The sequence below is a fragment of the Streptomyces sp. VTCC 41912 genome, assembly GCF_045799175.1.
GTDB lineage: Bacteria > Actinomycetota > Actinomycetes > Streptomycetales > Streptomycetaceae > Streptomyces > Streptomyces albulus_C.
Genome location: NZ_JBJMAB010000019.1, coordinates 96933 through 119940, shown reverse-complemented (window position 1 = coordinate 119940; position 23008 = coordinate 96933). Strand labels below are relative to the sequence as shown.

Sequence of the window (23008 nt, the reverse complement as noted above, 5' to 3'; positions counted from 1 at the left end):
GTTCTCAAGAGGGCGCGCGGCGGGGAGCCGTGCGGCCGGGGCGAGGAGCCTCCGCGGCGGGCCGCCGGATGGCGGAAAATCGTCGCTGGCGGAAACAGGGCATCAATGTGGCGGGAACGCCGTACCCTCGTCCATATGTGACCCTCAGGTGGCCCGAAACCCGCATCCCAGAGGTGATCATCGGTGGATTCAGACATCACGGCCGGCGCCGTGGAGCTTTTGGACGAGCTGGATCATGCCGTCATCCGCCTCCTGGCCCGCGAGCCGCGCGCCGCCTTCGCCGACGTCGGGGCGCGCCTGAGCGTGCACGAGCGGACGGTCGCCCGCCGCCTGGACCGGCTGATCGCCGCCGGCCTGGTCCGCTTCACCGCCTTCCTGGTGCCCGAGCACCTCGGCGAGGGCCTGGTCGTCGAACTCGCGGTGCGCTGCGCCCCCGGCCGGCTGCACGAGACGGCGCAGGCGCTGGCCCGGCGGCCGGACGTGCGCGCGGTGGACGTGGCCACCGGCGCGTCCGAGGTGGTCGCCGAGATGATCGTGCCGGGCCCGGACCAGCTGCTCTCCCTCGTCGACGGGCCGATCGCCCGCATCCCCGGCGTCACCGGCATCCACACCGCCGTCGTGCTGCGGCTGCTGCTGACCGCCACCGACTGGGACCCGTACGGGGACGAGCCCACCGCGACCCGGCGGCGGATCGCGGAGGGCGGATCGCTGCCCCCGCCGCCGGCCATCGACGAACTCGACCGGCGCCTGGTGGCCCTCCTGGAACGCGACGCCCGCGCCCCCATGACCCGCCTGGCGCAGGAACTCTGCGTCGGCGAGACCACCGCCCGGCGCCGGCTGGCCCGGCTGATGGACTCGCACATCCTGCACCTGCGGCTGCACGCCGAACCGGAGGTCCTCGGCTTCCCGGTCGAGGCCCGCTTCCGGCTGACCGTCGAACACCGGGCGCTGGACGCCGCGGTGCGCCGCCTGGCCCGCGAGCCCGAAGTCCGCCACCTCGTCCTCACCACCGGCCACAGCAACGTCCAGGGGTATTCCAGCCACCGCTCCGCCCAGGACCTGCACGCCTTCACCGCCCGCGTCTTCGCCCCGCTCGACGGCGTCACGGCCGCGGAGGCGGCCCTGCTGCTGCGGACGTACAAGCGGGCGGGGGTGGTGACGGAGCAGGGCCGGGGGGCCGCGGCGAGCGAGTGAGGTCCCGGCCCGGACGTTTCCCGGGCGGCGCCCTCACGCGCGCTCCGGGTTCCGGTCGAGGTACGCGAGGACGGCCAGCACCCGCCGGTGCCCGCTGTCGCTCGGCGGCAGCCCCAACTTCGCGAAGACGTTGCCGATGTGCTTGCTGACGGCCCGCTCCGAGACGACCAGCAGCCGCGCGATGGTGCCGTTGTCCCGGCCCTGCGCCATCAGGTGGAGCACCTCGCGCTCGCGCGGCGTCAGCGAGTCCAGCGGATCGTCGCGCCGCCGGGCCAGCAACTCGGTCACCACGTCCGGGTCCAGCGCCGTCCCGCCGGCCGTGACCCGCTGGAGGGCGTCCAAGAAGGCGTCCACCCGGCCGATCCGGTCCTTGAGCAGGTAGCCGACCCCGCTCGCGCCGTCGGCCAGCAACTCGGCGGCGTAGGTCTCCTCGACGTACTGCGACAGCACCAGCACCGGTAGTCCGGGCACCTCCCGGCGGGCCGCGAGGGCCGCCCGCAGTCCCTCGTCGCGGAAGCCCGGCGGCATCCGCACATCCAGCACCGCCACGTCCGGGCGGTGCGCGAGCAGGGCCGGCAGGACCTCCGGGCCGGTGGCCGCGACGGCCGCCACCTCGTGCCCGGCGGAGGTCAGCAACAGCACCAGCCCCTCCCGCAACAGGGCGTTGTCCTCGGCGATCACCACGCGCACGGCAGCTCCACTTCGATCACGGTCGGCCCGCCGACCGGGCTCGCCACATCCATCGTCCCGTCGAGGGCGGCCACCCGCCGGCGCATCCCGAGCAGTCCGGTGCCGCCGGCGCCGGACCCGGAACCCGCCCCGGCCGCGGCGGCGCCCGTCCGGGCTCCGCCGCACCCCTCGTCCCGCACCCGGACCCGCAACGCGCCTGACGTGCGGGCGAGTTCGACCGCGGCCCGGTCCGCCCCGCTGTGCTTGGCCGCGTTGGTCAGCGCCTCCGCGACCACGAAGTACGCGGCGGCCTCCACCGCGGCCGGGGCGCGCGGCGCCGCGGCGAGGCCGTCCGCGCGCACCTCGACCGACAGGCCGCTGCCGGCCGCCAAGGCCCGTACGGCACCGGCCAGTCCACGGTCGGTCAGGATCGGCGGGTGGCTGCCGCGAACGACGTGCCGCAGCTCGGCGAGGGCCCCTTCGGCCTGGTCCTGGGCGTCGTCCAGCAGCCTGCGCGCGGCCTCGGGATCCGCGTCGTACAACCGTCGGGCCAGACCCAGCCGCATCGACAGCGCCACCAGGCGGGCCTGGGCGCCGTCGTGCAGGTCCCGCTCGATGCGGCGGAGCTCGGCGCCGTGCGCGGCCACCGCACCGGCCCGGGTGGCGGTCAGCTCCTCGACGCGGGCGGCCAGTTGACGGGATTGCAGCGCCTCGGGCGTCGGCGTCAGCAGCGCCCGCGACCACGCCGCGTCGAGGTCGGCGAGCCGCGCGATCAACGGCAGCACCACCGCCCGGCGCCCCATCAGGCCGCACCACACCCCGTCAACCACCAGGCCCAGCGGCCACAGTGGCAGGCAGGCGTACGCCAGCAGCCAGCCGTGGGCGAAGTGCACGACCAGCCACCGCAGATCGCGCACCGTTCCCGGATCCGTCAGCGCCGTGCGCACCCGCGCGCCGAGCCCGCCGCGCAACGGCAGGTACGCCGCGGGAACCGGCACGCCCGTCCAGGCCGCCACCCGCCGCCGTTTGAACCCGGCCAGCCCGCGCAGCATCAGCACCGTCTCGGGCAGCACCCCCGCGCCGATCACGATGAGCGTCGCCACGGCGGTGAACAACAGCACCGCCAAGAACAGGTACGACACCAGCGACAGCCCCGCCGCCAGCCCCAACTGGCCGGTGGCGCGCGCCGCGCGCCGCACCACCGCCCCCATCGTCCGCCCGCCCCCCATACGCACAGGCTAGCGACGCCCGCCGGTCGCCGCGGGCCCGGTCGGCCGCGTTCCGGGGCCGCGCCGGTGCCCGTCGCGCCCCGGGGTGGGGCCTGCTACACCCCCGATCCGGGTGCGCGCTCCCTCGTCGCCGGTCGGTGCGCCGGGCATCGTGGTGGACGGGTCGAACGCACCGGGTCACCCGCCGTTGACGCGGCGTCGGCGCCGGGCGACCCGCCGGGCGACCCGGCGCGCGCGACGCCGTCGCGCCCCGCCCGCGCCCCGGCCCCAGGCCCTCTAACCGCCCCGCCCGGAAGGAACGACCACCCCCGATGAACGCCCTCAAAGCCCTGCTCTGGTGCGTCCTGACGCTCGCCGTCGCCGTCAACGTCTCGACCAGCTTTGCCTTCGACGGCGTCCAGCAGGTCCTGCTCAGCGTCGGCACCGGCACCGTCGTCCTCGCCTGCGCCGCGGCGCTGTTGCTGCTGCGGGCCCGACGGCGCCCGTGAGGCGGATCCGGGTTTCGGAGCCGCGTCGCGGGGACCGCAGGCGAGCGCCCCGACACCCTCCGTGAAGCGCCCGAAATGCCTGAATTTTCACGTAAAAGGACTTGTTGCGCCCGGGTGTCCGACGTAGTGTCGGAAGTGTCGCGGCGAGCACATACCGCCGGAACGACCCACAGGGGAACACCCCGACGGGCGCACCGAATCGCCACCAGAGCACGGTCCGGAAAGCCGCGGCGACATCCCATCACAGGAGGCAGAGATGACCTTCAGGGCGTTCTACCCCCGCAACCGCTGGGACGACCGCGGCCGGCACGGCGGCGGCGGCTGGGGCGGCGGAGGCTACGGCGGATACGGAGGCTACGGCGGCTACGGACGCGGCGGTTACGGACGCGGCGGCTATGGGCGCGGCGGCTACGGACGCGGCGGCTTCTTCGTCATCGGTAGGTTCTGACCTGATCCGTTGTCATCATCTGTTGTCACCGATCACAGCACGACAGTTGATCTGTTGTCACCGATATCGCACGACAGTTGTTGACCACAGACAAGACATGTGAGTCGGGCCTAGTGACCTGATACACAGCCCGAGGCGGGCTCGCGCAACACTCGCGAGCCGGCCTCGTAGGCTGCCGTGCCACGGTTCGCCAGGCCCGTCCGCACGCACCCAGTGACCATGCATCTACGCAGCTCACGCCGTATCCGCGGCGCCAAGGCCAACGGCGGCCGCGGGCCGGCGACGGCCACCGACCGCGAGGCGATGACGTCCCGCGGGCGCGGGCCGAGGACGGCCACCCTCACCGACGCCCCACCGCCCGGTCCACCCGTCGACGCCCCGCCCTCCGGGGCGCACCGAGCCGCACCGCGGCCGGGCTCGCACCCGGCGGACGTCGAACTCCTCGCCCACCTCCCCACCGACGAGGTGCCCATCGCGACCCGGCACGTCGGCCCCGTGGAGGCGTTCCGGCGCTTCTGGCCGCTGACCCAGGGCGATCGCCGCTGGCTCGTGCTGGTGATCATGTGCGCCGTCCTCGCGGCCCTCGCCGAGACCGTCACGATCCTGCTCTTCGCCCAACTCACCGACCAGGCCCTGGCGAGGGGCTCGGTCAGCGCCTTCTGGCACCCGGCCGGCATCTGGCTGGGCGTCGCCGTCTTCGGCGCGATCGTGGGCTACCTCGGCAACTCCGTCGCGGCCTGGACCGCGGAACGCTTCCTGCTGCGCCTGCGCGCCCGCGTCTTCACCCACCTCCAGACGCTGCCGCCGCACTTCTTCCAACGCAACCGCCGCGGCGACCTGCTGGAGCGGCTGACCGGCGACGTCGACGCCATCGAACGCCTCGTGGTGACCGGCCTGGTCGGCGCCTGCGCGGCCGTCTTCAGCACGCTCTTCTACGGCGCCGCCGCGCTCTGGCTGCGCTGGGAACTGGCGCTCGCCACCTTCGTCGCCGCACCGATCTTCTTCGCCGCCACCCGCGGCTTCACCAACCGGCTGCGCGAGGTCTCCCGCCGCCAGCGCGCCGCCGACGGCGCCCTCACCTCCGTCGTCGAGGAGACCCTGGTCAACGTGGTGCTGACGCAGGCGTACAACCGCCAGCACGACGAGGAGCAGCGCCTGGGACGGGCGGCCCGCCGCTGGCTGCGCGCCTCCGTCGCGAGCGCCCGCCTCAACGCCCTCTACACCCAGCTCATCGAGGTCCTGGAGACGCTCTGCGTGCTGGCCATCATCGGCCTCGGCGCCTGGGAGATCTCGGCCGGCCGGATGTCCCTGGGCGAGCTGCTGGCCTTCGCCGCCTTCATCGGCTACCTCTACCCGCCGATCCGCTCCCTGGGCCAGCTGGGCCTGACCGCCACCGCCGCCACCGCAGCCGGCGACCGCCTGCTGGAGGTCCTCGACGCCCGCCCCGCGGTCACCGACCCGGAACCGGCCCGCACCACCCCGTTCCCGCAGCGCGCCCACGGCGAGGTCACCGCGCAGGCCGTCACCTTCCGCTACCCGAGCTCCCCGCACCACAACGCCGTCAACTCCCTCACCTTCACCGCCCACCCCGGCCAGTTCCTGGTCGTCACCGGGCCCAGCGGCGCCGGCAAGTCCACCCTCGCGGCCCTGCTGTTGCGCTTCTACGACCCGGACGCCGGCACCGTCCGCCTCGACGGCATCGCGGTCGACCGCCTCCGGCTCGCCGACCTCCGCCGCAACATCACCCTGCTGCCCCAGGAGACGCTCGTCCTGCACGACACCATCGAGCACAACATCGCCTGCGGACGCGAGGACCCGACCCCGACCCACGACGAAGTGGTCCAGGCGGCCCGGGCCGCCGACGCCCACGCCTTCGTCACCGCCCTCCCGGACGGCTACGACACGGTCATCGCCCCCGCCACCGCGGCCCTCTCCGGCGGCCAGCTCCAGCGCATCGCCATCGCCCGCGCCATGCTCCGCGACGCCCCGGTCCTCATCCTGGACGAGCCCACCACCGGCCTCGACACCCTCGCCGCGCAACGCATCCTCGGCCCCCTCCACCGCCTGGCCGCCGGCCGCACCACCGTCGTCATCACCCACGACCTGGACCTGGCCGCCACCGCCGACCACATCCTCGTCCTCGACGACGGCGACCTCGTCGAATCCGGCACCCACACCGAACTCCTGCTCCGCGACGGGTTGTACGCGCAGCTCTTCGAAGGCAAGAAGTAGCCGCGCGGGCCGCCCCCCATCCCAACGCCCTGGCGACTTCACGGCCGACGTGGCACCCTGCCGGCGCCCAGAACCCGGGCGCGACGGACGAGGAGACGGCCATGAGCGCACCCCGCGAGAGCGAGCCGCAGCACACCGCATCCCCCACGGGCACCACCCGCCTCGACGAAGCCCCACCGGAGCTGCGCAGGCGGCACCTCGCGCGCGGCCGGAGCGCGGTCGCCCGCGCCGCGGCCATGTGCCGCTACGCCGGGATCGCCGAGGACGCCGCGCAGGTGGTGCCCAAGGACCCCGCCGCGAAGGCGGCCAACGCCGTCCGGCTGTCCGCGCAGGCCCTCGCGCGGTTGCCCGAGCAGCCGCTCGACCCCGCGGCCGACGCCCGCTGCGCGCGGAACGCCGCCGCGGCCGCGGCCGTCGTCGCCAAGGCCGCGCAGGACCGGGCCGGGACCGGCGACCTCGCGGAGCGTGCGCACCGCGCCGCGCTCACGGCGTCCATGGCCGGTGGCGCGGCCGCCGCCCGGACCGCGGGAGGCCGCGACGAGGCGCTGAACCGCACGGCGGACGCGGCCGAGGCGGCGGCGGTGGCGGCGGCGGAGGCGGCGGGCTGGATGTGAGCCCGGCCTCGCCGGCACCTCCCTCGGCGAGGTGCCGGCGGGTGCGCCCGGCGCCTCACGCGAACCATCCCAACACCGCGTCCAGCGACCAGCCCTGCCAGCACATCGCGAAGAAGCCGACGGCGGAGACCAGCGCCATCATGAGGTTCTGGCCCTGCTCCGCCCAGTCGTGGATCATCAGCACGAGGTAGACGAGGTTGAGCAGCAGCCCCGCGACCAGGGCGATCGGCGTCAGCAGGCCGACGATCAGGCCGAGTCCGAGGGCGAGTTCGGCGTAGGCGACGAGATACGCCATCAGGCGCGGCCGGGGTGCGACGACGCGGTCGAAGCCGGTCCGCACCACGCTCCAGCGGTGTTCGGCCGCGACCCCCGCCGCCCAGGTGATGCCGCCGCCGGCGAACCAGCTCTTCTTGTCCTTGTGGCGCCAGCTCTCCAGCCACCACAGCCCGAGACCTATGCGGAGGACGGCGAGCCATTCGGCGCCGGTGAGCCAGATCGTGTGCATGCGAGCTGCCCCTCTCAGTTCCCTGGTGTGTCCGCTGCCTGGTGTCTCCGCGGAGCCACGTTTCTGATGGTGCGTCAGTTCAGCGGAGGTCGGGCGATCGCGCAAGGGGTCGAGTTTCCGGCCCTCCCTTGTGGATGCGGGGGCGACCTCCTAACCTCCGAACTGATGGGTCGTCAGATTCCGGACCGGCGTGACTCACCGGCACGGCAGTTGGGGGTAAAGCGTGACCAGCGGCAACACCGGCACCAGCGGCACCGCGGAGCTTCCGAGGATCATCAGCGTCGACGATCACGTGATCGAGCCGGCCCACCTCTTCGAGACCTGGCTGCCGCGGAAGTACCGCGACCGCGGCCCCAAACCGTTCACCGCCGGCATCGGAGAGCTGGCCTACGTCGGCGGCAAGTACCGCTTCACCACCGACCCCGAAGGCCAGACCACGGACTGGTGGGAGTACGAGGGACTGCTCTTCCCGTACAAGCGCATCATCGCGGCCGTCGGCTTCTCCCGCGACGAGATGACGCTCGACGGCATCACCCGCGACCAGATGCGGCGCGGCTGCTGGGACCCCAAGGCCCGGCTGGCGGACATGGACGTCAACCACGTCGAGGCGTCGCTCTGCTTCCCGACCTTCCCGCGGTTCTGCGGCCAGACCTTCGCCGAGGCCGAGGACAAGGAGGTCGGCCTCGCCTGCGTCCGCGCCTACAACGACTGGATGGTGGAGGAGTGGTGCGGCGACAGCGGCGGCCGGCTGATCCCGCTGTGCCTGATCCCCCTGTGGGATATCGACCTCGCCGTCGCCGAGATCCGGCGCAACGCCGCGCGCGGCGTCCGCGCGGTCACCTTCAGCGAGATCCCCACCTACCTGGGCCTGCCGTCCATCCACTCCGGCTACTGGGACCCGTTCTTCGCGGCCTGCGAGGAGACCGGGACGGTGGTGAATATGCACATCGGGTCGTCGTCGCAGATGCCCGCGGCCTCACCGGACGCCCCGCCGGCCGTACAGGCATCGCTCTCCTTCAACAACGCGATGGCCTCGATGATGGACTTCCTGTTCAGCGGGGTGCTGGTGAAGTTCCCGCGACTCAAACTCGCCTACAGCGAAGGCCAGATGGGCTGGATCCCCTACGCCCTGGAACGGGCCGACGACGTCTGGGAGGAGCACCGGGCGTGGGGCGGCGTGAAGGACCTCATCCCGGAGCCGCCGTCGACCTACTACTACCGGCAGATCTTCTGCTGCTTCTTCCGCGACAAGCACGGCGTCGAGGCGATCGAGACCGTCGGGGTGGACAACGCGACCTTCGAGACCGACTACCCGCACGTCGACTCGACCTGGCCGCACACCAAGGAGGTGGCCGCCGACCACGTCGGCCACCTCCCCCAGGACGTGGCCTACAAGCTGCTCCGCGGCAACGCGATCCGGATGCTGGACCTGCCGTTCGACCGCGACCGCCGGCCGGCCGGGGCGACGCCCTGACGCCCTGACGCCCTGCCGTCCGGTGGCGCCGGACCGGGCCGGTCAGGCGAGGACGTCGGCGTCCACCCGGGACAGGACCAGGTCCATCTGCTCGGTCACCGGGCCGCGCACCCGCACCGGTGGCCGCGGCCGACGCAACATCACCGGATAGTCCTCCGGCATGTAGGAGTTGACCAGGCGGTACGGGTGCAGGCCGTGGGCGAGGAAGGGCGCCAGGACCTCGCCCGCGGTCGTCCCGCAGGCCGCCAGCCGGTCCGGACTGACCTCCACCACGATCTCGCAGTCCGCCGGCAGGTCGTCGAGCAGCGGCACCAGGCTGGCCAGCACCGTCCCCTCGGCCCCCTCGACGTCGATCTTGATGATCCGGGCCCGCCGGAGCTCCTCCTCGGTCACCGCCTCGGTCATCGGCAGGCCCGGCACCCGCAGCTCCGCCGTGTGCCGCTCGGGCTCGATCACGCTCGTGGCGCCCAGGTTCCCCGCGTGCGGCACGAACAGCCGCACCTCGCCGGGCTCCGCCGTGACGGCGCACCGCACCGTCCGCACCTGGGAGAAGCCGTTCAGATCGAGGTTGGCCCGCAGCGCGGCGTGGGTGTCGGGGGCGGGCTCGACCGCGACCACCCGGCCCTGTGGACCCACCAACTGCGCGGCGAGCAGGGAGTAGTACCCCACGTTCGCCCCGACGTCCACCAGCCCCGAACCCGGCGTCAACCGCCCCGCGATGAACGCGCTGACGTGCGGCTCCCAGCACCCGTGCACCAGGATCGAGCGCTGGATCAGGTCCTCGGTCGTGCCGACCCGCACGCGGAAGCCGTAGCGGGTGCGCACCACCCGGTCGCGCCGCGGGTTCTGCTGCAACCCCACGTCGAGCCACTCGCGCAGCATCAACCGCTTCAGCCCCAGGCCCCACCCGTGGCGGACCCACCAGCGGGACGCCAGCAGCAGCGGCGTCCACGGCGGCGGCACGAGGTGCGTCTCGGACGGCGGGGGGCGGAGCCGGACGGAAGACATGACCAGGACGCTACGAGAGCGCCCGACGAACGGCAAGTGCCCCTCGACCACCCCGCAAACCGGCCCCTGGCCAGCACGGACACCCCCCGACCGGATCCGATCGAACCCGGCCGAAACCCGTCAGCGACCGTCCGGATAGCGCCAGTCCAAACCGGCCAACTGGCGGGCCCGGGCCTCCACCACGGCCATCCGGGCGTCCCGCTCGCCCGCGTCGGTGTGCGACGCCTGACCGGTCACCTGCCCGGGCCACTTCCGGTAGAGCAGGCCCACCTCGGAGGAGAACCAGCCCCGGCTCACCGCGTTCAGCGCCAGCAGCAACCCGGTGTCCTCGGAAGCCGGCAGGGCCATCCAGCCCCCCAACGCGAGCAGCAGGTCCCGGCGCACGCACAGCGACGCGGGGTGGACCGGCGCCCGGTAGTCGTGGGCCTTCCAGAAGTCGAGGACCGCGCCCCGCTCGACCGGCCCGGGCGCCGGATCCCCGGCGAAACCGACCGTCGAACCGTCCGGGAGCAGGTCCAGGACGCGCGAGGTCGCCCAGCCGATACCGGGATCGCCCTCCAGGGCGGCCAGGTCACGGGCGAGCGCGCCGGGCGTCAACTGGTCATCGGCGTCCAGCACCTTGACGTACTCGCCCTCCGCCCGCGCCAGCGCGATGGTGCGCGCGACCCCCGGCCCACCCGGGCGCCCCTGATGGAACGTCACCCGAGGGTCGTCCGGGACGTACGGCGCGACCTCGGCACCCGTGCCGTCCTCCTGGACGACCCAGCGCCACTCCCACCCGTCCGGGAGCTCCTGCTGCCGCAACGAGGCGTAGGCGTCCGGCAAGTACGTCGCGGAGGGAGCATGGACGGCCGTGACGATGATGATGCGCCGACGCACGGCTCACCACCTTTCCAGGGGAGTAGTGAAGACCAGTTCCGTGCGGTCGCCGGGCAGGATGACGTCGGAGACGTCCACGACGCGCCGGTCGGTGGCGTACGAGACCTTCCGGAGCACCAGCACCGACGTCCCCGGCGGCAGCTCCAGTTCGTCGGCCTCCTCCGGCGTCGGCGGCCGGGCGGTGACATGCTCCTCGACGCGGTCCACCTCGATCCCGACGGAGTACAGCTGGCTCTGCGAGCCGCCCGGCCACGGCTCCTCGCGCTCGTCCAACAGAGCGGGATTACCCGCGATCATGTCGTGCACGAGGTACGAGGTGACCAGGCTGAACGGAGCGTGCTCGACGGCACACCGCGTGCGGTAACGGCGCTCCAGCAGCGCCGTGCCCTCGGGCACGCCCAGCACCTCCGCGACGCCCGCGGGCGCGGCCACCTCGCGGTACCGCGCCCGGAACACGAGGTCCTCGACGCGCAGGCCGGTGTCGTGTTCGGTCGCCCCGGTCTGCGCCCGCCGCTCCAAGGGGGCGCGCGCCCGGTCCTTCTCCCACTGGTGCCGCAGATTGGTGCGCCGCGCGAGGGTGCGCCGGCAGCGGACGAAGTTGCCCACCCCGTGCCGCTTCTCCAGGAGCCCCTCGTCCTGCAGCGCACGCAGCGCCTCCCGGACCGTCGGCACGCTGCGCCCGAACCGCTCCGCGAGCTTGGTCTCGGCCGGCAACCGCTCTCCCGGCCCCAGCCGACCCGCCCGGATGGCCGTGCGGAGCTCGTCCGCGATCCGCTCGTACGCCACTGCCATGGGTCACACCGTTCCGTCGCCCGACGCTCCGGCCCGGCGGCCCGGGCCGCCGACCGGTCGCCCCCGCCGGATCATCCGACTCCTTCCAGCCTACGACTCCTCAAGACCTCAGGACGACCCCGCCCACGCCCCCACCGGACACCCACCACGCAGGCCGAAACCCCGCCCCGAACCCACCCCGAACCCACCCCCGACGGCGTACGACCGACGGGACGCACGCACGCCACGCCCCGCGCACCACCACCCCACCCCGGTCGGTGCGTTTCTGCGCGCGTCCCCCGGTCCATGCATGCCGAGTGAGCACCGTGCCCCGCCCGGCGTCGAGCGGCGGCACGTCCCTATGGCGGAGAGGTTCGGTGAGACATGACGGACGTTCGTGGGGCACTGCGGGAGGCCCTGCTCGGGGAGCAGCCGCGCACCGTCGACCGCGGGCGGATGCCGGTGGTGGAACGGGAACTGGCACGCGTGGTGGCCACCGGCGTCCCCGGCGCGGTGGTGGAGTTCGGCTGCTTCCGCGGCGGCATGACGGCCTGGATGCGGGCCGTCCTGGAGGTGCAGGGGTCCTCCGACCGCGTGATCCACACCTACAACGCCCTCCAGGGCCGGCCGGCCACCGCAGCGCACGACGGCGACCACCCGGAGACCGAGGCGTCCACCGCCCGCACCGCCGACGTGCGCGGCCTGCACGACACCTGGGGACTGCCCCAACCGGTCATCCACGAAGGCGGGTTCCACCGAACGCTCCCCGACGACCTGCCGGAACGCATCGCGTTCGGCTACGTGGACGCCGACCGCTACGCCTCGACGCTCGCCTGCCTGCGCGCCTGCGTACCGCGCCTGTCACCCGGTGCCGTGCTCGTCATCGACGACTACGCGGACGCCTCCTGCCCGGCGCGACCCACGTCCCCCGGCGTGCTGCGCGCCTGCGAGGAGTTCTTCGGCGCGCCCACCCCCGTCGCCGTGGCCGCCACCGACGCCGGCTGGGCCCTGGGCGTCTACCGCCACCTGGACCGCACCGCCCCCTTCCACTGACCACCGCCCCGGGCCACACCCCGAAAAGACCCCGGCGCCATCCGCCGTGGACGAAAAAAACCAGGACGACGAGGACCGAGGAACGCCGAAGGGCCCCACCGCGAACGGTGGGGCCCTTCGACATCGTGCCCGGTGAAGGCACTGGCGGAGGATACGAGATTCGAACTCGTGAGGGGTTGCCCCCAACACGCTTTCCAAGCGTGCGCCCTAGGCCACTAGGCGAATCCTCCGCCGCAAACAATACAAGACGTTGGGGAGTGCTCGCGAACACGATCCGGGGGAGGGGGTCGGGAGGAAGGCCCGGTGCGGGGTCGGGTCGTTTCTTGGGCCGGGGATCCGCTAATGTGGGGCGCAGCCCCTCACGTGGCGCTATCTGACTGAACTCCCCCAGGGCCGGAAGGCAGCAAGGGTAGGTCGGCTCTGGCGGGTGCGTGGGGGGCGCTTGCGTTTGGGGACGGGCCGGATGTCAGCGGGGCCCGATATCGTCGTATGCGTGTCGTCCCTTGCGCTGTACCGCCGCTACCGCCCCGAGACCTTCGCCGAGGTCATCGGGCAAGAGCACGTGACCGACCCGCTGCAGCAGGCGTTGCGGAACAACCGGGTCAACCACGCGTACCTGTTCAGCGGGCCGCGCGGCTGTGGCAAGACGACGAGCGCGCGGATCCTTGCGCGCTGTTTGAACTGTGAGGAAGGTCCCACTCCCACGCCGTGCGGGACCTGCAACTCCTGCGTGGACCTGGCGCGCAACGGCCGCGGCTCGATCGACGTGATCGAGATCGACGCGGCGTCGCACGGTGGTGTCGACGACGCGCGCGAGCTGCGGGAGAAGGCGTTCTTCGGCCCGGCCAGCAGCCGGTACAAGATCTACATCATCGACGAGGCGCACATGGTGACCTCGGCGGGGTTCAACGCCCTGCTGAAGGTCGTCGAGGAGCCGCCGGAGCACCTGAAGTTCATCTTCGCCACGACCGAGCCCGAGAAGGTCATCGGGACGATCCGGTCGCGTACGCACCACTATCCGTTCCGGCTGGTGCCGCCCGGGACGCTGCGGGAGTACCTCGCGGAGGTGTGCGGGCGGGAGGCGATCCCGGTCGAGGACGGCGTGCTGCCGCTGGTGGTGCGGGCCGGTGCCGGGTCGGTGCGGGACTCGATGTCGGTGATGGACCAGTTGCTCGCCGGTGCCGGCGAGGGCGGTGTGACATACGCCATGGCGACGTCGCTGCTGGGGTACACCGACGGATCGTTGCTGGACTCCGTCGTGGAGGCGTTCGCGGCCGGTGACGGGGCGGCGGCCTTCGAGGTCGTCGACCGGGTCATCGAGGGCGGGAACGACCCGCGGCGGTTCGTGGCCGACCTGCTGGAGCGGCTGCGGGACCTGGTGATCCTGGCGGCGGTGCCGGACGCCGGGGAGAAGGGACTGATCGACGCCCCGGCCGACGTCGTGGAGCGGATGACGGCGCAGGCGTCCGTGTTCGGGGCGGCCGAGCTGAGCCGCGCCGCCGATCTGGTCAATGCCGGGCTGACGGAGATGCGCGGGGCGACGTCCCCGCGGCTCCAACTGGAGCTGATCTGCGCCCGGGTCCTGCTGCCGGCGGCGTACGACGACGAACGGTCGGTGCAGGCACGGCTGGACCGCCTGGAGCGCGGGATCGGCGCCGGGGCGGCGGCCGCGGCGGTGGGCGGCGGCGGGCTGGGGACCGCAGGCGGCGTCGGCGGCGTCGGTGGCGTCGGCCCCGGTGGGGCGGTGCTGGAGTCCGGCGGGCCCTCGGTGGGCTACGCGCCGGGGCCGGAGGCCCATCCGCCGATGCCGGCCGCCGGACCGTCCGGCCCGGCGGCGGCGCGGGCCGCGGTGCGGGGGACGACGGGCGGACCGGCCCCGGGCGAGGCACCCGCGGCACCCGGGCCCGTTGCGGACGTCGGTGAGGTCCACAGCAGTGCGCCGGGCGGCCAGGGGGCCGGGCCGGCGGCGGCTCCGCAGGGCGGCGCGGCGCGGCCCGGAGCGTGGCCCGGCAGCACTCGTGGCGCCGGCACCGGTGCGGCGGCGGGCCCGGGACAGGGCGCGCGGCAGCCCGGCAGCTGGCCGTCGGCCGCGACGCCGGGACAGGGCGGACCGGCGGGGTCTGGACCGGCGGGGTCCGGGACCGGAGCGGGTGCGCCCGCGCCGACCGCCGGCGCGCCCGGCGGCGCGCCCGCCCCGGCTCCCGCTCCCGCGGGGCCCCCGCAGCCGGCGGCCGGCGGCGGGGCGCTGTCCGGCGGCGCGGCCCAGGTGCGGCAGCTCTGGCCGCAGATCCTGGACGCGGTCAAGGGCCGCCGGCGCTTCACCTGGATCCTGCTGAGCCAGAACGCCCAGGTCTCCGGCTTCGACGGCACCACGCTGCAGATCGGCTTCCCCAACGCCGGGGCCCGGGACAGCTTCGCCAACGGCGGCAGCGAGGACGTCCTCAAGGACGTGCTCGCCGAGAACTTCCAGGTGCAGTGGCGGGTCGAGGCGATCGTCGACCCGTCCGGCGGCGCCAACCCGCCGTCCGGCGGTGCCCGCGGCGGCGGGGGCGGCTTCGGCGGCGGGGGCGGCGCACCGCAGCCCCCGGCGCAGGCCCCGGTCCGGCAGAGCGCCCCGGCAGCCCCCGACTCCTACGGGGCGGGCGGCGGCGGGGCCGGTGGCGGCGGGCAGGGCGCCCGGATGGCGCGCGAGGCGGTGTCCGCCGCACCAGGTACCGGCGGCCAGGGCGGCCCGGCGGCGGAGCCCGCGTACGCGCCCGAGCCCCCGATGTCCATCGAGTACGACATGCCGGCGGAGGACGACCCGGACCTCGTCGACTCCGCGCTGAGCGGACACGAGTTGATCGTGCGCGAGCTGGGCGCGACCGTCCTGGACGAGTTCGACAACAACTGAGCGTGCGGTGGCGGACGCGCGGCGGTGTCCGCGCGGACCGGCGGTGGACGCCGGGTCGGTGGCGGAACGTCACGGCGCGGACGCGGTGCGCGCCCGCGCGGCCGCCAGGGCGCTCGCCGGCCCGTCCCAGGGGCGTACGGCGCACATCAGTGCTCCTCCCTGCGGCGTAGGGCGCCGGGCGCGGGAAACACGTAGGCTCGGGCTACCGCACCAAACGTTGTCGTACGGCAGGAGTCATGTCGTGATCCCCGGTGGTCAGCCCAATATGCAGCAGCTGCTCCAGCAGGCCCAGAAGATGCAGCAGGATCTCGCGGCCGCCCAGCAGGAGCTGGCGCAGACGCCCGTGGAGGGTTCCGCGGGGGGTGGCCTGGTCAAGGCGACCGTGACGGGTTCCGGTGAGCTCCAGGGGCTGGTGATCGACCCGAAGGCGATCGACACCGACTCCGCGGAGGAGACCGCCGAGACCCTCGCCGACCTCGTCCTCGCCGCGGTCCGCGACGCCAACGCCACGGCGCAGAAGCTCCAGCAGCAGAAGCTCGGCCCGCTCGCCCAGGCGCTGGGCGGCGCAGGCGGCGGCATCCCCGGCCTCCCCTTCTGAGGAGTAGCCAACTAGCGTACGTAGCCAACTAACGTGCGCAGCACGGCAGAAGAGAGAGAAGACGTTCCGTGTACGAAGGCGTGGTTCAGGACCTGATCGACGAGTTGGGCAGGCTGCCCGGCGTCGGTCCCAAGAGCGCGCAGCGGATCGCCTTCCACATCCTTCAGGCCGAGCCGACCGATGTCCGCCGGCTCGCGAACGCACTGATGGAGGTCAAGGCCAAGGTCCGGTTCTGCGCCGTGTGCGGCAACGTCGCACAGGAGGAGCAGTGCCGGGTCTGCCTGGACCCGCGGCGCGATCCGGCGGTCATCTGCGTCGTGGAGGAACCCAAGGACGTCGTGGCGATCGAGCGGACGAGGGAGTTCCGCGGCCGCTACCACGTCCTCGGTGGAGCGATCAGTCCGATCGAGGGCGTCGGCCCCGACGACCTGCGGATACGGGAACTCCTGGCCAGGCTCGCGGACGGCACGGTCACCGAGCTGATCCTGGCCACCGACCCGAATCTGGAGGGCGAGGCGACAGCCACGTACCTGGCCCGCATGATCAAGCCGATGGGCCTCAGAGTGACGCGACTGGCCAGTGGGCTGCCGGTCGGAGGCGATCTGGAGTATGCCGACGAGGTCACGCTCGGGCGGGCCTTCGAAGGGAGGAGACTTCTCGATGTCTGACGCCACGCTGCATGACACGACACAGAACCCTGACGACTTCGCCGTTTCGATCTCCGACTCGATCGAGAGCTTCATCGTCGCGGTGACCGAGGTCGCCAAGGGCGACGAGCCGGACAGCGCGGTGCCCTTCCTCCTGCTGGAGATCTCCCAGCTGCTGCTCACCGGTGGCCGGCTGGGCGCCCACGAGGACATCCTCCCGGACGAGCGGTACGAACCGGACACCGGTCCGGAGCCGGACGTGGACGAGCTGCGCGAGCGGTTCGCGGTGCTGCTCGACCCGGTGGACGTGTACTCCGAGGTCTTCGACCCGTACGTGCCGCGCAGCGAGCCGGTGGCCTGCCGGATCTCCGACGACCTCGCGGACGTCATCACCGACCTGCGGCACGGGCTGGCGCACTACCGGGCCGGCCGCGTCACCGAGGCCCTGTGGTGGTGGCAGTTCTCCTACCTCTCCAACTGGGGCCCGACCGCCTCGGCCGCCCTCCGGGCGCTGCAGTCGCTGGTCGCCCACGTCCGCCTCGACCAGCCGCTGGACGCCCTCGACGGCCTGGACACCGACAGCGGCGCCGACGGGGACGAGGAGCGGCTCGCCGAGGAGGCGGGCAAGGTCATGGCCGCCGAGATCGCCGGCCCGCTGGGGCTGCGCCGGGTCTGACGGCGCCCCGCGCCGGCGCGGGGCGGCGGTGTGACCTGGCTTACCTTCCGTGTGCCCGGTGTGGAAGCGGGCAGGCGCACGCCGAGCAGGTGCGACGGAGCACCGCGCTGGACCGGCGAGGGACACGGTGTTCACCGACCGCGTTCGACACGTTCACCGCACGTCTGCAAGGGCGAAGCCGTGGTGGGCAAGTTGATCGAAGCGTGGGTTTTGTGTCTCACGATGTGGTAGTAGCGGGGCGTATTCCGCCCGCTCGTTAGACTGAGCCGACCGCAGTACCCCCATTTCCGGGGGTCCGGGAGGGACCCCCTCCCGCAGAGACAGTTGCGAGGAGCGCACGTGGGCCTTGTCGTGCAGAAGTACGGCGGCTCATCCGTTGCGGATGCCGAGGGCATCAAGCGCGTTGCCAAGCGAATCGTCGAGGCCAAGAAGAACGGCAACCAGGTTGTCGTCGTGGTCTCGGCGATGGGCGACACGACGGACGAGCTGATCGATCTCGCGCAGGAAGTGTCCCCGATCCCGTCGGGACGCGAGTTCGACATGCTGCTGACCGCCGGAGAGCGGATCTCCATGGCCCTGTTGGCGATGGCGATCAAAAACCTCGGCCATGAGGCGCAGTCCTTCACCGGTAGCCAGGCCGGTGTGATCACTGACTCCGTGCACAACAAGGCACGGATCATCGACGTCACGCCGGGCCGCATCAAGGCGTCCCTCGACGAGGGCAACATCGCCATCGTCGCCGGATTCCAGGGCGTGTCCCAGGACAAGAAGGACATCACGACGCTCGGGCGCGGTGGTTCGGACACCACCGCGGTGGCGCTCGCCGCCGCCCTGAACGCCGATGTCTGCGAGATCTACACCGACGTCGACGGCGTCTTCACCGCCGACCCGCGGGTCGTGAAGAAGGCCCGGAAGATCGAGTGGATCTCCTTCGAGGACATGCTGGAGCTGGCCAGCTCCGGCTCCAAGGTGCTGCTGCACCGCTGCGTCGAGTACGCACGCCGTTACAACATCCCGATCCACGTCCGCTCCTCCTTCTCGGGGCTGCAGGGCACGTGGGTCAGCAACGAACCGCAAGGGGACAGGCCGATGGAACAGGCGATCATCTCGGGCGTCGCACACGACACCTCCGAGGCGAAGGTCACGGTCGTCGGGGTCCCGGACAAGCCGGGCGAGGCCGCGCGGATCTTCCGTGCCATCGCCGACTCCGAGGTCAACATCGACATGGTCGTCCAGAACGTGTCGGCGGCCTCCACCGGTCTGACGGACATCTCCTTCACCCTGCCGAAGGCCGAGGGCCGCAAGGCCGTCGCCGCGCTGGAGAAGACCCGGGCCGCGGTCGGCTTCGACTCGCTCCGCTACGACGACCAGATCGCCAAGATCTCGCTGGTCGGCGCGGGCATGAAGACCAACCCCGGCGTCACCGCGACGTTCTTCGAGGCGCTGTCGAACGCGGGCGTGAACATCGAGCTCATCTCGACCTCCGAGATCCGCATCTCGGTCGTCACCCGTGCCGATGACGTCAACGAGGCCGTCCAGGCGGTGCACAGCGCCTTCGGCCTCGACAGCGAGACCGACGAAGCAGTCGTCTACGGCGGCACCGGGCGATGATTCCGGCCGAGGCAGGCCGCCCGTCCCTCGCCGATTCGGCGGGGGCGGGGGCCCGCCCGGCTGCCAAGCCGCACCTCGCGGTCGTCGGTGCCACCGGTGCCGTCGGCCGCGTCCTGCTGGGCATCCTCTCCGAGCGGGCCGACATCTGGGGTGAGATCCGACTGATCGCCTCACCCCGCTCGGCCGGCCGGAAGCTGACCGTGCGCGGCGAGGAGGTCGAGGTCGTCGCGGCGAGTGAGGACGCCTTCGACGGCGTCGACGTCGCGGTCTTCGACGTGCCGCCCGAGGTGGCCGCCCACTGGGCACCGGTCGCGGTGTCCAAGGGCGCGGTCGTGGTGGACAATTCGGGCGCGTTCCTGGCGGACCCGGACGTGCCGCTCGTCGTGCCCGAGGTCAACGGGTGCGCCGCGCGGATCCGTCCGCGCGGCATCATCGCCAACCCGCACTGCACCACCCTGTCGATGATCGTCGTCCTCGGCGCGCTGCACGCCGAGTACGGACTCAGCGACGTGGTCGTCTCCTCGTACCAGGCCGCGTCGGCCGCCGGGCGGGCCGGCACCGACACCCTGCGGGCGCAGCTCTCGGCGGTGGCCGGCACCGAACTGGGCGCCGCACCGGGCGACGTGCGACGGGCGGTCGGCGACACCCTCGGGCCGTTCCAGGCGCCGCTCGCCCTCAACGTCGTGCCGTGGGCCGGATCGCTCCAGGCGGACGGCTGGTCCTCGGAGGAGCTGGCGATCCGCGAGGAGTCCCGCAAGGTGCTGGGGCTGCCGGAACTGCCGGTCACCGCGACCTGCGTGCAGGTTCCGGTGCTCACCGGACACTCGATGGCCGTGCACGCGCGCTTCGAGAACGAGGTCTCGGTCGCCGGCGCGCACGAGATCCTGGCGGCCGCACCCGGCGTCGTGCTCTGCGACGACCCGGCGGAGGGCGAGTACCCGACCCCGTCGGACGTGGCGGGGACCGATCCCACGTGGGTGGGGCGGGTACGGCGGTCGTTGGACGATCCGCGGGCCCTGGAACTCTTCGTGTGCGGCGACAACCTGCGCAAGGGCGCGGCGTTGAACGCGGCGCAGATCGGGGAGTTGGTGGCGGGGGAGATGCGGGGACAGGGCCGCGGGGCGGTCGGCTCTTAGGAGGCGGCTGATTCTCCGGGGGCTTCGGGGTGTTCGGGGGCCTCGGTGTCCACGGTCTACTCGGGTTCCACGGGGTCCTTCGTCTGCTCGGTCCGTGTGATCCGTTTCATCGGTTCGACTTGCCCGGTTCGGTTGGTTCGCTCGATTCGTTCGGATTGTTTGGCCGTTGGTTCTCGGTTGGTGCATTGCGGATTTCGCCCGGCGGTTGCCGGGGCTCGGGAGCCGGCCCTTTGGGCGGGGGATCGCATTCCCATTACCCGCCTCCCTTTTTCGATTTCCGGCCCCTGGCCTCCAGTTGATTTTTGCTGGTTGTCGCTTTGATGGCGATTTGCTGGTGGCGCTGTGACCTGCGGATTCGGTTGTGGGTGCGGTAGTTGGCGGGAGTGGCTGCGAGGGGCCGGCCGCCTACGACATACTTTGTGGGACGTGTGAAGATTTCGTGTGGGGGGCGCTCGTCCGTGTCACTTGATCTGGGCTGATGTTCTGTTCGATCATTCGTTTCCCGCGATGCTGCAACCGGCGGCCGGTGGGTGGCGTCTTATCGGGTCGTCCCTCGGGGGTGTCCGTGGTGTTCGCGGGCCACTCCTGGAGCCCTGGGGTGGCGGGACGATCGCGTCAAGGTGGTCGTATCAGGGCAATTGGGGTGTTTGGAAAGAGCTGGTGCGCATGAGGGCATTTGACGCATCGCCACAAGCGGTGCCTTGCGCGTACAACCCTTTTGGGGGGAAGCGTGTCCAACAGGCGTGGCAGAGGTACTCGGATTCACCATCGCCCCGGCGGGAGCAGCAGGCGCAGCAGTGCGCCCGCAGCGCCCACGGGCTTCCGGGGGCATGCCGGTGATCGCCCCCTGGTCCGCCGTGCGCCCCGCGCAGTTGTCGACGCAGCGTGGGGACACTGACGACGCGATGGCAGCCGGCACCACAGTCGACCACCTCACCGAGACCTACCGCGCGCACTACCGCTCCCTCCTCGGACTGGCGGCGCTGCTGCTCGACGACACCGCCTCCTGTGAGGACGTCGTGCAGGAAGCCTTCATCCGCGTGCACTCCGCCCGCGGCCGCGTGCGCGACCCCGAGAAGACCCTGGCCTACCTGCGGCAGACGGTCGTCAACCTCTCGCGCTCCGCGCTGCGCCGCCGGATCCTCGGGCTGAAGCTGCTCTCCAAGCCGATGCCCGACATGGCGAGCGCCGAGGAGGGCGCCTACGACCTGCTGGAGCGGGACGAGCTGATCAAGGCGATGCGCGGGCTGCAGCGCCGTCAACGGGAAGTGCTGGTGCTCCGGTACTTCGCCGACATGACGGAGGCCCAGGTCGCGGAGACGTTGGGAATATCGCTCGGCTCGGTCAAGGCGTACGGTTCGCGGGGCATCGCGGCGCTTCGCGTCGCCATGGAGGCTCCGGCGTGAGTGCGGCAGGATCCAGCCGGGGAAACACCGGGCACGACGGGGGCCACCGCGGCGACGGGGACCCCCGGGAGGGGCGGGACGCCCGGGAGCCCTGGGAACCCCGAGAGACCCGCGGCGGCTGGGGACGAGAGACCGTTCCCGGGGCCGGCGAGGCGCATCAGGACGGCCGGCACGACGACTTCGAGGCAGGTGCGGGCAGCGGTCCGGCTTCCCGGGCCGGCGGCGCCGCGGCCAGCGAGACGCCAGCCGCTGGCTCCGCTTCCAGGTCCGGTTCCCGTTCCCCTTCTGGATTCGGAACCGACCCTGGGACGCGTTCCGGCTTCGGCGGCGAAGACGAACTGCGGCGCCTGCTGCACTCCCGCGTCGCCGATCTGGAACCCGCACCGGACGCACTGGAGCACCTGCGACGTGCCGTTCCGGCCCGCCGCCAACGACGCCGGCACGCCGTGGTCGGCGCGGCCGCGGCGCTGCTGCTCGGCGGTACGGCGATCCCGGCGATGGTCCACGTGGCGAGCTTCAGCGACGCCCCCGGAGACCGGCCGGCGAACGCCGCGAGCAGCCGCACCGCCGAGCAGGACACCAGCGGCGGATACGGCGAGGGCACCGAGCGGGCCAGCACCCGCCCGAGCGGCGGAGGCGGCGGCAAGCCCGGCACGGACCACCCGCCGGACACGGCGGGCAAGGGCACCGCGATGCCCGGCGCGGGAGCCGGCGCCGGGGTCGGCACGCCCGCTCCCGACGCGACCATGGACGTCACCTCGCCGGTCTGCGGACGCGAGCAACTCGGCAAGGGCACGGGCACGGTCGGCCCGGCCGACTCCTCGGGACGGGTCTACGGCGCGTTCCGGGTGGTGAACACCTCCGCTTCCGCTTGCTCCGTGCAGGGCGGCGGGACGGTGGACCTCACCCCGCAGGGTTCCACCAAGGCGGACAAGGTCCACGTCGTCGACCACACCTCGGGCGACGACGCCCCAGGACTGCCCGACCCGGCGACCACCCCCGACCAGTTGGTGCTGAAGCCGGGGCAGGCGTACGAGGTCAAGTTCGCCTGGATCCCGGCCGCCGGCGGCGGGCCGACCGGATGCGTCAGCCCGGGGCCGTCGCCGACGCCCGATCCGTCCAAGGCGCCCGGAGAGTCACCGGCCGCAGCGGCGACGAGCGGCGGCGGCACGGAAGGCCAAGCCGGCGGAGACACCGGCACCGGGGACGGCGGCGCGGCGGGCAGCGGCGTGCTCCTGACCCACACCCCGGAGGCCGGCGAGCCCGTCGCGGCCGACGTCAAGATCGCGGACGCGTGCGCCGGCACGGTGTACCGCACGGCACCACTGGCGACGTCGTAGCCGGACCAGGCCGTAGTCGGACCAGGTCGTGGCCGCGCCGCGCCGTGGCCGGTCGCTGCCGGGGCTGGGCTGTGTGGTGGCCGATCTCTGCCGTAATGGGGCGGCGCCGGGGCTTGGTGCGCGGTGGCGTGGTCGGT

Annotated in this window: 21 protein-coding genes, 1 tRNA gene and 1 other RNA gene; 16 read left to right on the top strand and 7 right to left on the bottom strand. The window is 72.9% G+C overall.

Annotation, left to right across the window (positions count from 1 at the left end; all coding sequences use genetic code 11):
- Nucleotides 1–183: 183 nt before the first annotated feature.
- Nucleotides 184–1194 (top strand): Lrp/AsnC family transcriptional regulator, encoded by a 1011-nt coding sequence (locus tag ACJ6WD_RS24845; protein ID WP_407616510.1) that lies wholly within the window; start codon nt 184–186, stop codon nt 1192–1194.
- A 33-nt stretch (nt 1195–1227) separates the two neighbouring features.
- Here the strand turns inward: ACJ6WD_RS24845 and ACJ6WD_RS24840 are convergent, their stop codons facing one another.
- Together ACJ6WD_RS24840 and ACJ6WD_RS24835 are read right to left on the bottom strand one after the other, a co-directional pair.
- Nucleotides 1228–1884, bottom strand: coding sequence for a LuxR C-terminal-related transcriptional regulator (locus tag ACJ6WD_RS24840; protein ID WP_407616509.1), 657 nt, complete (start codon nt 1882–1884; stop codon nt 1228–1230).
- Nucleotides 1872–3074 carry a histidine kinase gene (locus ACJ6WD_RS24835; RefSeq protein WP_407616530.1) on the bottom strand — a complete coding sequence of 401 codons (1203 nt, stop codon included), beginning with the start codon at nt 3072–3074 and terminating at the stop codon, nt 1872–1874. Before ACJ6WD_RS24835 ends, ACJ6WD_RS24840 begins: the two co-directional genes overlap by 13 nt.
- 329 nt (nt 3075–3403) lie before the next feature.
- Here ACJ6WD_RS24835 and ACJ6WD_RS24830 point away from each other — a divergent pair, with 329 nt between their 5' ends.
- The 4 genes from ACJ6WD_RS24830 to ACJ6WD_RS24815 all read left to right on the top strand — a co-directional run bounded on the left by ACJ6WD_RS24830 (nt 3404) and on the right by ACJ6WD_RS24815 (nt 6874).
- Nucleotides 3404–3580, top strand: a complete 177-nt coding sequence (locus ACJ6WD_RS24830; RefSeq protein WP_233660540.1) for a hypothetical protein — start codon at nt 3404–3406, stop codon at nt 3578–3580.
- Between the two features lie 256 nt (nt 3581–3836).
- Nucleotides 3837–4028 (top strand): hypothetical protein, encoded by a 192-nt coding sequence (locus ACJ6WD_RS24825; RefSeq protein ID WP_233660541.1) that lies wholly within the window; start codon nt 3837–3839, stop codon nt 4026–4028.
- A gap of 219 nt (nt 4029–4247) precedes the next feature.
- Nucleotides 4248–6260 carry an ABC transporter ATP-binding protein gene (locus tag ACJ6WD_RS24820; RefSeq protein ID WP_376440796.1) on the top strand — a complete coding sequence of 671 codons (2013 nt, stop codon included), beginning with the start codon at nt 4248–4250 and terminating at the stop codon, nt 6258–6260.
- 101 nt (nt 6261–6361) lie between these two features.
- Complete coding sequence (locus tag ACJ6WD_RS24815; RefSeq protein WP_407616508.1) at nt 6362–6874, top strand: hypothetical protein; 513 nt, start codon at nt 6362–6364, stop codon at nt 6872–6874.
- A 55-nt stretch (nt 6875–6929) separates the two neighbouring features.
- Here the strand turns inward: ACJ6WD_RS24815 and ACJ6WD_RS24810 are convergent, their stop codons facing one another.
- Nucleotides 6930–7379 carry a DoxX family membrane protein gene (locus ACJ6WD_RS24810; RefSeq protein WP_376440769.1) on the bottom strand — a complete coding sequence of 150 codons (450 nt, stop codon included), beginning with the start codon at nt 7377–7379 and terminating at the stop codon, nt 6930–6932.
- A 223-nt stretch (nt 7380–7602) separates the two neighbouring features.
- On the opposite strand from ACJ6WD_RS24810, the gene ACJ6WD_RS24805 reads away from it, so the two are divergent.
- Entirely contained in the window at nt 7603–8853 is a 1251-nt protein-coding gene (locus ACJ6WD_RS24805; protein WP_016575962.1) for an amidohydrolase family protein, read from the top strand.
- 42 nt (nt 8854–8895) lie between these two features.
- Here ACJ6WD_RS24805 and ACJ6WD_RS24800 read toward each other — a convergent pair whose 3' ends face one another.
- The 3 genes from ACJ6WD_RS24800 to ACJ6WD_RS24790 form a co-directional block, all read right to left on the bottom strand.
- Nucleotides 8896–9861, bottom strand: coding sequence for an FkbM family methyltransferase (locus ACJ6WD_RS24800; protein WP_233660546.1), 966 nt, complete (start codon nt 9859–9861; stop codon nt 8896–8898).
- Between the two features lie 120 nt (nt 9862–9981).
- Nucleotides 9982–10740: a glycosyltransferase family 2 protein gene (locus tag ACJ6WD_RS24795; RefSeq protein ID WP_407616507.1), complete on the bottom strand. Its 759-nt coding sequence runs from the start codon at nt 10738–10740 to the stop codon at nt 9982–9984.
- 3 nt (nt 10741–10743) lie between these two features.
- Nucleotides 10744–11532 carry a GntR family transcriptional regulator gene (locus ACJ6WD_RS24790; RefSeq protein ID WP_233660547.1) on the bottom strand — a complete coding sequence of 263 codons (789 nt, stop codon included), beginning with the start codon at nt 11530–11532 and terminating at the stop codon, nt 10744–10746.
- Nucleotides 11533–11895: 363 nt separating this feature from the next.
- On the opposite strand from ACJ6WD_RS24790, the gene ACJ6WD_RS24785 reads away from it, so the two are divergent.
- Nucleotides 11896–12564 (top strand): TylF/MycF/NovP-related O-methyltransferase, encoded by a 669-nt coding sequence (locus ACJ6WD_RS24785; protein ID WP_407616506.1) that lies wholly within the window; start codon nt 11896–11898, stop codon nt 12562–12564.
- 142 nt (nt 12565–12706) lie between these two features.
- On the opposite strand, the gene ACJ6WD_RS24780 is transcribed toward ACJ6WD_RS24785, so the two are convergent.
- Nucleotides 12707–12794, bottom strand: a tRNA-Ser gene (locus ACJ6WD_RS24780).
- A gap of 120 nt (nt 12795–12914) precedes the next feature.
- On the opposite strand from ACJ6WD_RS24780, the gene ffs reads away from it, so the two are divergent.
- The 9 genes from ffs (at nt 12915) to ACJ6WD_RS24735 (ending at nt 22871) form a co-directional block, all read left to right on the top strand.
- An RNA gene (ffs, locus tag ACJ6WD_RS24775) (signal recognition particle sRNA small type) lies at nt 12915–13013 on the top strand.
- 44 nt (nt 13014–13057) lie between these two features.
- Entirely contained in the window at nt 13058–15457 is a 2400-nt protein-coding gene (locus tag ACJ6WD_RS24770) for a DNA polymerase III subunit gamma and tau (protein WP_407616505.1), read from the top strand.
- Nucleotides 15458–15698: 241 nt separating this feature from the next.
- Nucleotides 15699–16055: a YbaB/EbfC family nucleoid-associated protein gene (locus ACJ6WD_RS24765; RefSeq protein WP_233660550.1), complete on the top strand. Its 357-nt coding sequence runs from the start codon at nt 15699–15701 to the stop codon at nt 16053–16055.
- Between the two features lie 68 nt (nt 16056–16123).
- Nucleotides 16124–16723 carry a recombination mediator RecR gene (gene recR / locus ACJ6WD_RS24760; protein ID WP_233660551.1) on the top strand — a complete coding sequence of 200 codons (600 nt, stop codon included), beginning with the start codon at nt 16124–16126 and terminating at the stop codon, nt 16721–16723.
- On the top strand, nt 16716–17378 hold the full coding sequence (locus ACJ6WD_RS24755; RefSeq protein WP_233660552.1) for a DUF5063 domain-containing protein: 663 nt from the start codon (nt 16716–16718) through the stop codon (nt 17376–17378). The genes recR and ACJ6WD_RS24755 overlap by 8 nt, the downstream gene beginning before the upstream one ends.
- A gap of 339 nt (nt 17379–17717) precedes the next feature.
- Entirely contained in the window at nt 17718–18989 is a 1272-nt protein-coding gene (locus tag ACJ6WD_RS24750; protein WP_016573802.1) for an aspartate kinase, read from the top strand.
- Nucleotides 18986–20125 (top strand): aspartate-semialdehyde dehydrogenase, encoded by a 1140-nt coding sequence (locus ACJ6WD_RS24745; RefSeq protein ID WP_331249819.1) that lies wholly within the window; start codon nt 18986–18988, stop codon nt 20123–20125. Before ACJ6WD_RS24750 ends, ACJ6WD_RS24745 begins: the two co-directional genes overlap by 4 nt.
- A gap of 743 nt (nt 20126–20868) precedes the next feature.
- Nucleotides 20869–21531, top strand: coding sequence for a SigE family RNA polymerase sigma factor (locus tag ACJ6WD_RS24740; protein WP_233660554.1), 663 nt, complete (start codon nt 20869–20871; stop codon nt 21529–21531).
- Nucleotides 21528–22871, top strand: coding sequence for a hypothetical protein (locus ACJ6WD_RS24735; RefSeq protein WP_407616504.1), 1344 nt, complete (start codon nt 21528–21530; stop codon nt 22869–22871). The genes ACJ6WD_RS24740 and ACJ6WD_RS24735 overlap by 4 nt, the downstream gene beginning before the upstream one ends.
- Nucleotides 22872–23008: the final 137 nt, after the last annotated feature.